Source organism: Dokdonia pacifica, from assembly GCF_900188275.1.
GTDB lineage: Bacteria > Bacteroidota > Bacteroidia > Flavobacteriales > Flavobacteriaceae > Dokdonia > Dokdonia pacifica.
In genome coordinates this window covers 1,603,737-1,616,484 of the sequence record NZ_FZNY01000001.1, presented here as the reverse complement: position 1 = coordinate 1,616,484, position 12,748 = coordinate 1,603,737, and the positions used below count along the sequence as shown (strand labels likewise).

General features: G+C 35.0%; 12 protein-coding genes. 5 read left to right on the top strand and 7 right to left on the bottom strand.

Annotation, left to right across the window (positions count from 1 at the left end):
• A partial coding sequence (locus tag CHB80_RS07255) for an Ig-like domain-containing protein (protein WP_143337064.1) occupies positions 1–2,963 on the bottom strand: 2,963 nt, incomplete at its 3' end.
• Between the two features lie 827 nt (positions 2,964–3,790).
• Positions 3,791–5,101 (bottom strand): RIP metalloprotease RseP, encoded by a 1,311-nt coding sequence (rseP, locus tag CHB80_RS07245; protein WP_089370726.1) that lies wholly within the window; start codon positions 5,099–5,101, stop codon positions 3,791–3,793.
• Positions 5,102–5,257: 156 nt separating this feature from the next.
• Between rseP and CHB80_RS07240 the strand changes: the two genes are divergently transcribed.
• From CHB80_RS07240 to CHB80_RS24585, 5 genes are all read left to right on the top strand, one after another.
• Positions 5,258–5,959, top strand: coding sequence for an SCO family protein (locus tag CHB80_RS07240; RefSeq protein WP_089370725.1), 702 nt, complete (start codon positions 5,258–5,260; stop codon positions 5,957–5,959).
• A gap of 88 nt (positions 5,960–6,047) precedes the next feature.
• The gene (locus tag CHB80_RS07235; RefSeq protein ID WP_089370724.1) at positions 6,048–6,278 is read left to right on the top strand and encodes a FeoA family protein; all 231 of its coding nucleotides are present in this window, start codon (positions 6,048–6,050) and stop codon (positions 6,276–6,278) included.
• A gap of 4 nt (positions 6,279–6,282) precedes the next feature.
• The gene (gene feoB / locus CHB80_RS07230) at positions 6,283–8,382 is read left to right on the top strand and encodes a ferrous iron transport protein B (protein ID WP_089370723.1); all 2,100 of its coding nucleotides are present in this window, start codon (positions 6,283–6,285) and stop codon (positions 8,380–8,382) included.
• A 56-nt stretch (positions 8,383–8,438) separates the two neighbouring features.
• On the top strand, positions 8,439–8,582 hold the full coding sequence (locus tag CHB80_RS24870; RefSeq protein ID WP_194410393.1) for a hypothetical protein: 144 nt from the start codon (positions 8,439–8,441) through the stop codon (positions 8,580–8,582).
• Entirely contained in the window at positions 8,583–8,816 is a 234-nt protein-coding gene (locus CHB80_RS24585) for a hypothetical protein (RefSeq protein WP_089370722.1), read from the top strand.
• 9 nt (positions 8,817–8,825) lie between these two features.
• Here CHB80_RS24585 and CHB80_RS07220 read toward each other — a convergent pair whose 3' ends face one another.
• From CHB80_RS07220 to CHB80_RS07200, 5 genes are read right to left on the bottom strand one after another with little or no spacing between them, the layout of a single operon-like run.
• Positions 8,826–9,230 (bottom strand): hypothetical protein, encoded by a 405-nt coding sequence (locus tag CHB80_RS07220; protein WP_089370721.1) that lies wholly within the window; start codon positions 9,228–9,230, stop codon positions 8,826–8,828.
• Positions 9,231–9,281: 51 nt separating this feature from the next.
• Positions 9,282–10,442 carry a metal ABC transporter permease gene (locus CHB80_RS07215; RefSeq protein ID WP_089370720.1) on the bottom strand — a complete coding sequence of 387 codons (1,161 nt, stop codon included), beginning with the start codon at positions 10,440–10,442 and terminating at the stop codon, positions 9,282–9,284.
• A complete protein-coding gene (locus CHB80_RS07210) occupies positions 10,442–11,554 on the bottom strand; it encodes a metal ABC transporter permease (protein ID WP_089370719.1) in 1,113 nt (370 codons plus the stop codon). The genes CHB80_RS07215 and CHB80_RS07210 overlap by 1 nt, the downstream gene beginning before the upstream one ends.
• 49 nt (positions 11,555–11,603) lie before the next feature.
• A complete protein-coding gene (locus CHB80_RS07205) occupies positions 11,604–11,972 on the bottom strand; it encodes a four helix bundle protein (RefSeq protein ID WP_089370718.1) in 369 nt (122 codons plus the stop codon).
• Positions 11,973–12,011: 39 nt separating this feature from the next.
• Positions 12,012–12,746 (bottom strand): metal ABC transporter ATP-binding protein, encoded by a 735-nt coding sequence (locus CHB80_RS07200; protein WP_089370717.1) that lies wholly within the window; start codon positions 12,744–12,746, stop codon positions 12,012–12,014.
• Between the last annotated feature and the right edge of the window lie 2 nt (positions 12,747–12,748).

The window sequence follows — 12,748 nt, the reverse complement described above, 5'->3', positions numbered from 1 at the left end:
TCATCCTCATCCGTACTAGCAACATCATCCATCGCATCAACATCAGCTATTGGATCTACTGTAATCACTACCGTAGCCGTCTCTGTCGTTGTAGATCCATCTGCGTTCGTTACCGTTACCGTATAATCAAAGGTATCCGTACCATTAAAATCAGGATCTGGTGTATAGGTCACCGTACCATCAGACTCGATCGTTACTGTTCCATTAGCTGGATCAGTTACAGCAGTCACCTCATTATCTGTTCCCTCAAAAGTATCATTGTCTAATACATCTACATTCACAGGAGTATCCTCAGGGGTGCTATCAGCATCATCAACTACATCAGCTACTGGATTCACAGTCACAACAACTGTAGCAGTATCCGTAGAGGTAGATCCATCTGCATTGGTTACCACTACTGTATATTCAAAACTATCTGTGCCATTAAAATCAGGATCTGGTGTATAAGTCACCGTACCATCAGACTCAATCGTTACTGTTCCATTGGCTGGATCTGTCACTTCAGTTACTTCTGAAGATCCTCCAGTAACCACGTCGTTATCTAATACGTCAATATTTACTGGCGTATCTTCATCAACACTTGCAGTATCATCATTTGTTTCAGGAACAATTAAAAAACCGCTAGATTCTAACTCAATACAGTCATTATCATCATGCGTAACGACTACAAAAAATTCTTCTCCTCCTAAACCAGCAACATCTAGTATTGTGAGAGTCGCTGTAGTAAAATCTTCAAAATTTGTATCTGATCCATCTATAAGGGTTCCTCCTGCATTTGGATCACCCTGATACCATTGGTAATTAAGACCTCCGTTTGCATTCCCCGCAGTTCCATACACAGGTGTACCAGAAGAATAACTTGTGGCATTATCCCCTCTAGCAACCACCGTAAAGGTAGTTCCGCCTGTAACCACAGCTTGATCAGAAACATCTGTTGTAATAACAACTTGTGTCGCTTGTGTAACACCTGTTGTTGTGCTTTGTTCTTGAGAAACTCCCCCTGTACTTTCAGGCACACCATTTCCGTCTACCTGTCCTTCATCATCATCTGCAAGGTTATTTGACGTTGTAAGATCAGATTGCTCAAAATCACCATTCCCTTCTACAGCATCAGGACAACCATCATTATCACTATCTGTATCTAAGTAATCTGGCTCATCAACACCATCTGTATTTACTAACAAACAATACTTTAGGTCAAACAATCCTAAAGTTACAAAACCACTATCATCAGAACCATCTGGCTCATCTTTTGCAGCTCTTATGGTTACAAATGTTACAGGTCCAGAAGTAATTACTCTCACTGCATTTAGTGGAGGATTACCCGTACCATCTACACTCGTCACAGAATTACCACTAATAAAAGAGCCTGTACTATCTAATGCATCAATATTTTCTATTCTCAATTCTCCATCTGACGCAAAATCTGAACGATCTCCATTATCCAAGCCTCCCCAGGAAAACTCTAAATTATAAACAGGCTCCGTGAATGTTAATGTATATAAAGCTGTTCTTCCATCATCAAAATCAGAATCATCAAGTCGCGACTGCAAGATAGCTCCACTTGAAGCATCTTCTATTCCTCCGCTGTTTGGCCAATTAGGTCCAGTACCACCATTTACATTTGTATCAGTTGTATTCTCTAGCTGTCCAGTAAAAGTAGCTGTTACTGCCGGGAGAGGTCCTGCACCATCTGGATCAAAGCTATATAAGTCGCTCTGAGAAACAAATTCTGTACTGTTTAAATCAAATGTTTGTCCTAATGCCACAGGATCTGGAGAACAATTAAGTTCGTCTACATCTAAAATCCCATCGTTATCATCGTCGTCATCAGCATAATCAAATACACCATCACCATCAGAATCTGTAACAACTGTAATTTCTAATAAAGCAGTATTTGAAGAAGTTCCTAGATCATCTTCGACTCTAAAATTAATATTAGCAGAACCTGTATAACCCGTTGCTGGAGTATAGGTTACATTACCCGTAGCATCTACTACATAAGTACCAACACCAGGTATTACTAAAGGACTTCCAACCGTACCAATATTTGTAGGGTCATTAGGATCTATTAACGTTACAGAAGAAACATCCAAATTCCCATCAGGATCTGAAGAGCCCGTTAATACATTTATAGGCGTATTTCCTGTAGAGTTTACTTCTACAACATTTCCAAAATTATCTACAACCACTGGAGGCTCATTAGTAACAACAACTGCAGGGTTTCCAAATACGACTTCTCCTAAAAATCCAATAGAGATTTGTCTTGTTGTAAAAGGATCAGCATTTGTTCTTCCTAATGTAAAATTTATCGTATTTGTGTTTACATAATTCAAACGTATTATAGATCTTGTATTTAATTCACTAACCCCTGGATCTGTAACATTAAAACTATCAAATCTTATCGTTCCTCCTGTTGGTGCTCCAGCCACAATTATAGAATTAGGAAATCCTCCAGCTTCTAATTCATAACTTGCAGGGGTAGTTGCAATAACAAATTCACCAGCATCATTATCTATCACCTCCATGGTAAAAGAATCTAGAGGTATTGGAACTGCATCTGCCAGATTAGGCTCTGAAGAATCTGCCACAATAAATTGGATACTCCAACTTACTGCTTCATTAGCTGTATCATATGTTATAGAAGGTTCAAATCTATTTAGAATAGCTGTCGTTCCATCTACCGTATTTACGGTAGGTGTTCCTGTAAAGCCTACAAGTGTTACAAGAGCATCTACATCTATTGTCCCGCCGTTTACTGTTAAAGAAACATCAGAGAACCTATAAACAGATCCTGGCTGGTTTATAGTACCAGATACCAGCACTTGATTATTAGGAAAAATAGGTGTTTCTTGACTGTACGCAGGTATAGTCGCAAACAATGTTAAAACACAAAGCACACTATACGTATATATAGTATGAATTTTGTTTAAAATGGTTGAGAATCGAGTATTGATTTTCATACGCTTCTTCTTTTAACACTTGAATTAATCAAGTGTATATTATTTTGATGTTGGATTAGTGTATATATATTGTATGTACGTAAAAAAGAACTCAATAGCCTTTTGAACGTATTAGCATTCATTTCAATAAAAATTAATAAAGCACCAAGTACACTTACAGCAAGGAAATTGCTGTTTTGTTGAAGAAAAATTAGAAACACACAATTGAATAGCAGTATCAATACTGATATGCTTTTTAGGATTGCGGACGTTTCTGACAACAAGGCGAGGGCAACCTTATTATTCATAGCTTTTTTTTGGTTTGATTATTACTTATTCAAATTTTAGGGATCTCTTATACAGTAGGGAACTATATAAAAGAATGAACATTCTAATCATCTAGCTAAAATAAAAATTAACATTTTAACTAATTTTTAAGATTTTGAAAAATCGAACATGATCGATGAAAAGCTTAAAAACATCGGCAAAATACATAATCTTATTCACATAGTTATTAACAATGCATATTTTTTTATGGAAAAACCGTAAAAATCACAGATTTAACCGTAAAAAAATATATTTAAATAAAAAAGTACAAGTAAAAAGTATTCAATTAGAAATACTCAAAAAAGTTTATCCGATTTTTAAGAAAAAAGATAAATCCAAAATTAAAGACGTTTTAAGAGGTTTATTTTAGTAAAAATATAGTAGAGGCAACCCCTATTCAAAAAAAGGTCTTAAACTCACATTAAAAAGAGCTGTAAATTTACAATCATAATAAAAAATTATAATTATAAGTTTTTAGATAAGATTTTACTATTATACGCTTTCGCGAAAGCAAAAGAAGTTTATTTAAACAAATTCCAGATATCGTTCCCAAAAATAACGAGCATTAGTCCCATCACAATGATAAATCCAATTATTTGTCCACGTTCTAATGTTTTTTCTGAAGGTGCTTTTCCAGAAATCATCTCATATAGCAAGAACATCACATGTCCTCCATCTAATGCTGGTATAGGTAAAATATTTACAAATGCTAACCAAACCGAAAACATTGCAGTGAAAGACCAAAAAGCAGTCCAGTCCCAAGTAGGTTCCATCATTTCTACAATACCAATTGGGCCTTTTACATTTTTGTACCCTTGCACTTCGCTATTGAAAATAAGTTTAAACTGTTTTATCTGGTTTTTAAGAACACCTATAGTCTGGTTCCACCCTTCAGGAATAGATGAAAAAACGCCATATTCGTCAGTTTTAGAATACCCCTTCGTATCTGCAAAGATTCCAAAAGTTCCATTTGTTGGTAGATGAACAAACTTATGAGAGAAATTTCCATTAAGTGTATATTTAATTTCTAGAACACCTCCCTTACTATCTTGTATAGCATTGTGCACGTCACTCCAGAAATTAACTTTCTTATTATTCATACTAATAATCTCTGAGCCAACTTGTAGTCCCAGTTTTTCAGCAATACTTTCTTCATCTATATCTCCTACTTTAGGTGCGAATGCTGGAGCGATAAATCGTCCTCTTTCAGCATTAAGTACTAGTTTCTTTCCAGAGTCTTTAATCGGAAACGTCATTTCTTGATCTCCTCTTAACACCGTTACCTCATCACCCAAAAGCACATCCATTGGTAAAAACTTATCAAATCGCTTTACGGGTTTTCCATCTATAGCAAGAATCTGATCGCCATTTTTAAAACCTAGGCCTTCACCAGCTTCACTTACATCAATTCCATACTTTAAATTATTAGCTGGGATATATGTATCGCCATTTACAACAAGCATTGTACTATAAATAAGCCAAGCTAATAGCACATTTACTGTCACTCCTCCTACCATTACAATAAGACGTTGCCAAGCTGGTTTTGATCTAAACTCCCATGGTTCTGGATCTTTTTTCATTTGCTCTTTGTCCATGCTCTCATCTATCATCCCAGCAATTTTCACATAGCCTCCTAATGGCAACCACCCTACACCGTACACCGTTTCACCTATTTTCTTTTTAAAAAGGGCAAACTTCACATCAAAAAACAAGAAAAACTTCTCTACTTTAATTCCAAACCAACGTGCTGGCAAGAAATGACCAAACTCGTGTAAGATTACTAAAATAGAAATGGCAAGAACAAATTGTGATATCTGTATAAATAGCTCCATGGCTGTTGTAAGTCAAAATTTAAAACGCACAAAAGTAACCTTTTCACATGGCATAAGAAAGCAATTACTACTTTGTACGTGCCTTTTCACTTTTTTTTAAGGTAAAAAAGCATATCAACTCAAATTCCAGTCGTAATTTTGCAAAAAATGAGTTGTATGCTGCACTTTTTTAAGCGATATAAAATATTTGCCATTGTAATGGCTGTTTTATCTGTCATTATTATTACGATGATTTATACGTTATTAAAAGTTCCTAAAAAATTACCCATTTATCAACCAGAAATGGTAGATAAAGAACTTGTAGATAGCACCATTCAATATGTGAAAAAATATCACAAAATTGCCCCTTTCAAACTCCTTAATCAAAATGGAGATACTATTACCCAAGACGATTATAAGGATAAAATTTATGTAGCAGATTTCTTTTTCACCACTTGTCAAGACATTTGTCCTATAATGACAGAACATATGGTAGAAATACAGAAAGAACTCAAGGAAGATAATGAGGTACTTTTACTATCTCACTCTGTTATTCCAGAATACGATACTCCAGAAATATTAAAAGCATATGCCCTTAAGAAAGGGGTAGATGATACACGATGGAATCTTGTTACAGGATCTAGAAAAGAAATCTATACGCTTGCGCGAAAAAGCTATCTGGCTGTTAAAGATATTCCAGGGGAAGAAGATGCTATGGTTCATACAGAAAACTTTATGCTCGTAGACAAAAAAGGACAAATAAGAGGATATTATGACGGAACAGATTCCGATGCCATAGAAGTCCTTCTAGAAGATATTGAAATTCTGAAAACAGAATATGAACCCAAACAAGGATGGCTCAAAAAACTATTCAATTAATCCCATCTATTTTCTTAACAAAAATTATCTTTTCACTTTAATAGAAATGGCGTACTTTTGCCTTGTTTAAATTTAATCTAAATAAGCATTGAAGAAAACAGTCGCTCACTTACAGAAAGGAGAAAAAGCTATTATTAAAGATATAGCTACAGATAATGTTCCTCTAAAGTTATTAGAAATGGGCTGTCTTCCTGGTAATGAAGTGCAACTTTTACAATTAGCTCCCTTTTCTGACCCGATGTATATTAATGTAAATGGCAGTCATCTTGCTATACGTAAAGAGACCGCTTTACACATCTTAATAGAAACGCCATCGTAACATTATGGCAAAACAACTCAATGTAGCACTTATAGGAAATCCAAATACAGGAAAGACCTCTGTGTTTAATCATCTTACAGGACTTAATCAGCAAGTAGGGAATTATCCTGGTATAACTGTAGAAAAAAAGGAAGGAATTTGTAAGCTAGCAAGAGGTGTAAAAGCCCATATCTTAGATCTTCCAGGCACCTATAGTCTTAATGCTTCTTCACTAGATGAAAATGTAGTCATTGAATTATTACTCAATAAAAAAGATAAAGATTTTCCAGATGTTGCTGTCGTCATATCTGATGTAGAAAATTTAAAAAGAAATTTACTTCTCTTTACCCAAATAAAAGACCTTGGTATTCCTACAATTCTAGCTATTAATATGGCTGATCGTATGAAACGAAAAGCTATCAGTTTAGATATTCCAAAAATGGAAGAACATCTAAATACAAAGATTGCTTTAATAAGTAGTCGAAAAAACCAAGGCATTGATTACCTCAAACAACTTATATCTGACTATAAAACTATCTCTACAAAACCTTGTGTAAATGCCTCTGTGATTGCACCAGAATATTTTGATAGATTACGCAAAGCATTTCCAAATCAAGACTTATATAAATTATGGCTTGTCATTACACAAGATGTAAACTTTGGAAAAGTAGAACGTAATGAGATGAAAACCATTGCTTCTTTTAAAACAGAATCTGTTAGCAATCTTAAACGCTTACAGCAAAAAGAAACAATTATACGGTACAAATTTATCAATGATGTTTTAAAAGAAACATTAACGATAGATACTGCTAATGCAAAAGACTTACGAACTCGTTTAGATAGAATATTAACCCATAAAGTTTGGGGGTATGTCATTTTCTTTGCCATACTCATGCTTATTTTTCAAGTGATCTACAATTGGTCTCAATATCCTATGGATTTTATTGACGCTAGTTTTGCCTCTTTAAGCGAATGGGTGAAAGATACACTTCCATCGGGAGCGCTTACAAGTCTTATAGCCGAAGGGATCATAGCTGGATTAGGAGGTATTGTTATTTTCATACCTCAAATAGCCTTTTTATTTTTATTTATTTCTATTCTAGAAGAAAGCGGTTATATGAGCCGTGTTGTATTTCTTATGGATAGAGTCATGCGACGTTTTGGATTGAGCGGAAAAAGTGTTGTCCCTCTAGTTTCTGGGACTGCTTGTGCCATTCCAGCTGTAATGGCAACACGTAATATAGAGAGTTGGAAAGAACGTCTTATTACCATACTGGTTACTCCATTTACGACCTGTTCTGCTCGATTACCTGTGTATCTTATTATTATATCATTGGTTATTCCAGATGAGAAGTTTTTATTCTTTAATTTACAAGGACTCACGCTTATGCTGTTATATCTTCTAGGGTTTGGAACAGCTATAGGATCTGCATGGTTACTCAATAAGATTTTAAAGATTAAGAGCAAGTCATTTTTTGTAATAGAAATGCCTAACTACAAACTTCCGTTATTCAAAAATGTTGCGATCAATGTTTTAGAGAAGACAAAATCGTTTGTCGTAGATGCTGGTAAAATCATTCTTGCCATTTCTATTGTTTTATGGGTGCTCGCATCGTATGGCCCTACCAAAGAATTTTCAAATGCAGAAGCTATTGTGACTGCTCAAATGGAGGAGGGCGCTTTCGCGAAAGCAGATTTAGAGAAACAAATTGCTTCGTATAGGTTGGAAAAAAGTTATATCGGACATCTTGGAAAGTTTATAGAACCCGCTGTAGAACCTTTAGGGTATGATTGGAAAATAGGGATTGCCCTTATCACTTCGTTTGCTGCCAGAGAAGTTTTTGTAGGAACACTCGCTACTATATATAGCGTAGGAGATGATGAGGAGGAGACTATAAAAAAACGCATGGCACAAGAGGTACATGCAGACTCTGGTAAACCTAGGTTTAATTTTGCAAGTGGTCTTTCTTTGCTGTTATTTTATGCTTTTGCCATGCAGTGTATGAGTACGCTTGCTATTGTAAAACGTGAAACAAACTCTTGGAAATGGCCTATGCTTCAACTAGGAGTAATGAGTGGTTTTGCGTATCTTGTAGCTTTGGTAGCGTACCAAGTTTTTAAGTAAAGAAAACGTATCTATTACGACTAGACTAAGGCACTTATTAAAAAAGAATAGTATTTATGGATCAATTTCAAAACATCGTTGTCTTTTCTATTTTTCTAATAGCTGTTTGCTATTTGGTATCAAAATTTGTTTGGACACCTTCTTTTTTAAAAAGAAAATCTAAAGATGGATGTGGCGATGGTAATTGTGGTTGTCACTAAATGGGTTTACTCTTTGTTCTTATCGGATATATTCTTGACTTCAAAAATGACAAAGAGAACTTTATAAAGGAGCTAGCTGTAGGTGTAGCTTATTTTGTTGGTAATTTTATTCTTGCTCTTATTCTTCACTATATATTTGGTATTCATTATCTCCTATGCATTTTTGCTTTTGCCATAGAGATTGTACTACTTTTTTCTATTAAAGCATATATACAAAGTAAAGAAGCCTCTTAGGCATTTACATTATACTTGCAACTTCAGGTAATACACACGATTATGTACAGCAGTCGTTGTTTTAGGATAAGGAGATAGATGCACTGCTTTTATAACTACATCATCAGAAGTATGTAGGATATTATTTTTCCCAGAAGCGTCAAAAATCACTTCTTTTTCAATAGGTTTTAATCCTTTTTCTACAATTCGAACCTTTATCTTTGCTTGTCCTGCCCAAATACAATCTACATCTTTTGGACATCTAGAGTCTTCCATTACTTCTAAAAAAGTAACTTCTACAGCATTAATTTGCTGATGCTCTCCTAAGCCAAGTTCAAAGGTAATCTGATCTGCTGCTTTTGTGGGTGATGCATTTTGTGCTTTCGCGAAAGCGCAAAAAGAAATAAGAACAAATACAATACGTAAGATTTTCATACTATCTAATTTATTACATAAATACGACAAGAACGATGCCATGTTACAGGTTTATCCTCTAAAAAGAAAGAAGTCATCCTTCATGTGTTCTATTTTCTCATCTTTATTAGTGATGATATACTCCAATGCAAGATCTGTAAATTCTTTTCCTTTAGGAGTTAAAGAAACAATACTATCACTAATTGTAATCATATTATTTTTTTGAGCAAGATCTAATACTGTTTGCGATCGCACTCTTTGCCAATTTATATGCTCATTTAAGTGGTTTATATGACGCTCACTCTCTTCGGTATGATTATTAAGGTGTAGTAAAAATGTAAGCAAGGAAACTTCTGTACGCTGTTGTTTTTGTCTGTACATCACAGCAATCAACCCTTTACTAGGGGCAAATAAGTATACCATTAAAAATACTATTCCCAATACGGTAGTCATAGATCCAGAAATAGAAGCGTCTAATATATGTGCCATCCAATATCCTATAATAGCCGAACTCACTCCAAAAAGAATGGATAAACCTATCATCTTTTTTAAATCTGAGGTAAGCAAATATGCTGTTGCTGCTGGCGCAATCATGAGTGCTACTACTAGCACTGCTCCTACAGCGTCAAAAGCACCTACGACTGTAACTGATGATACAGACATTAGCCCATAATGTAAAACAACAGGCGAAAATCCTAATGCCGAAGATAGGCCCGCATCAAATGTACTTACTTTCAGTTCTTTAAAAAACGCAACAAGCAATCCTATAGTAACGCTCAAAATAATGCCCATAACCCATAATGATTTGGGACCCATATCGACTTCTCCTAAAGCGATACGATCAAAAGAAGCAAATGTGAGATCTCCTAATAATACTGCATCTGTATCAAGGTGAACATCATTTGCTCTTTGAGCAATTAAGATAACGCCAATACTAAAAAGTGCGGGAAATACAAGTCCTATAGCGGTATCCTCCTTAACCAAGCCTGTTTTCTGAATCGCTTCTACTAAGACAACAGTAATGACTCCTGTAACTGCTGCTAATAGAATAAGCCATGGAGAATTTAAATCTTCTGTCAAAAAGAATCCTATCACAATACCTGGTAAGATAGAATGGCTTATCGCATCACTAATAAGTGCCATTTTACGCAATACTAAAAACACACCTGGAATTGCGCATGCAATGGCTACGATAGCTGCAATTAATTGTATTTCTAATTGAGTACCTGTCATTATTCTTGAGTATATAAATTTTTGGCTGCATTATAACCATCTTGGGTTAATGACCATTTTTGTCCTTGTAACGCTACCCAATTTTTTTCTTCCATTTTCTTGAGCGACCCTTTTGTAAATCCTTGAAAGTTATTCAAAATCTTAATGGCATGAGGGTGTGATATATCCTCATGTGTTTTGGCAATATCAAACATAAACTGTAATGTTTTTTGAAGCTTTAAATCTCTTCTATTTTGCCAGAATCTAATTTGCTTAAAAAGAATTCCTCTTCCTGGAGAAAAAATAAATGAAAACAATACAAATACTGCTGCTACTAAAACAATTACAGGACCTGTAGATAAATTATTTTGACTTGCGCTAATAGCGGTTCCGAATACTCCTGAAAAGGCACCAAAAATAGCCGCAAGTACGATCATGACACTTAACTTATTGGTCCATTGTCTTGCTGCAGCGGCAGGTGCTAATAGCATAGCACTCATCAAGACCACACCTACTGTTTGAAGTCCCAATACAATAGCTAGCACAATAAAAAAAGTGATCAGTATGTCTATAAATCTCGTATTAAACCCTAATGTCTTTGTATAATCTGCATCAAAGAGTAATATTTTAAATTCTTTCCAAAACAATAAAAGTACGACAAGGCATATCCCTGTTACTATTGCCATAAGTGTCACATCCTTCTCTATTAAGGTTGCAGCTTGTCCAAATAAGTACTTATCCAAACCTGCTTGATTTGCATTAGGTTGTTTCTGAATATACGTTAGTAACAACATCCCAAATCCAAAAAATAAAGATAAAATGAGCCCTAAAGCTGTATCGCTTTTGAGATGTGTTTTTGTAATCATTCCTCGTATCCAAAAAGTACCTATCAAACCACTTACAAGCGCTCCTATAAGCAGTAGGTTTGTATCTTTTGTACCCGTAATAATAAATGCCAATGCAATACCTGGTAATGCCGCATGAGAGATGGCATCTCCTAAAAGACTTTGTTTCCGAAGTACTGCAAAGCTTCCCAACATACCACATATAGCACCAAGAATAGCTGTACCAAGTGTAATAGTACGCAAGGTATAATCCGAAAATACGAGACTAAAATATTCTTTGATGTCCATGGTTTTAGTAGTCTGTAGTTTATAGTCTTTAGACGGTAGTTTTTATAAATTAATTATTCTTTCTTAAGTACTTCTTTAAGGATGTTATCATCTTTGCCATTTCAGAAAGTTTTACTCTTGCCTCGTTATCTTCTTCTGGTCTTATAAAACCTTGTCTTTTAGCAATGCTTGAGCATACAACACATTCTTTGACAGAATCCCAAGCCATTTGCAAATAACGATTAAACTGAGCATCCGTATCACCAGCTCCTTCTGCAATATTCAATGGAATAGACATTGAAGTTCTTTTATATTGAGAAGACAATCCGTAGACTTCTTCTTTAGGAAACTTATTTGTAGTTACATATACATAATCCACAAAATCTAATGCTTTCTGATATACTTTTAAATCTTCAAACTTAAATTTAGGTTTTTCCATATTTTATTTTATACTGTCTAATCGACTAAAGACAAACGACTATTGATTAACCGCTACTTTATAATTAATTCCGTAGGTTTTTGTCAAATTATCATCATTAAAAATATCTTTCACGGGGCCGGTAGCGATCTTTTTTACATTTAAAAAAGTCACCCAATCAAAATACTCTGGTACCGTTTGTAAATCGTGATGTACTACAATGACTGTCTTTCCTGCTTTGCGGAGTTCTTTTAGAATATTAATAATTGCTATTTCTGTTGTCGCATCTACTCCTTGGAAGGGTTCATCCATAAAATAGATAGATGCATTTTGCACCAAAGCTCTTGCAAGAAAAACACGTTGTTGTTGCCCACCACTTAACTGACTAATTTGTCGATGCTTAAAAGGAAGCATTCCTACTTTTTCTAATGCTTCAAGAGAGGCTTTTTTTTCTTTTTGACCTGGTCGTTTTATCCATCCAAGTTTTCCGTAAGTTCCCATCATTACGACATCTAATGCTGTGGTTGGAAAATCCCAATCAACACTTCCTTTTTGAGGCACATATGCTACTAACTTGCGTTGCTTACTATAGGGTTTATCATAAATGGAAACACTCCCTGCAATAGGGTCTATAATACCTAAGATTGATTTAATCAAGGTAGATTTTCCTGCCCCATTTGGACCTACAATAGCCATCAACACGCCTTCTGGGACTGTTAAATCAATATCCCACAACACAGGCTTATAATTATAAGCTACCGTTAAATCATCTACACGAATGGCTATTTTTTTCATTT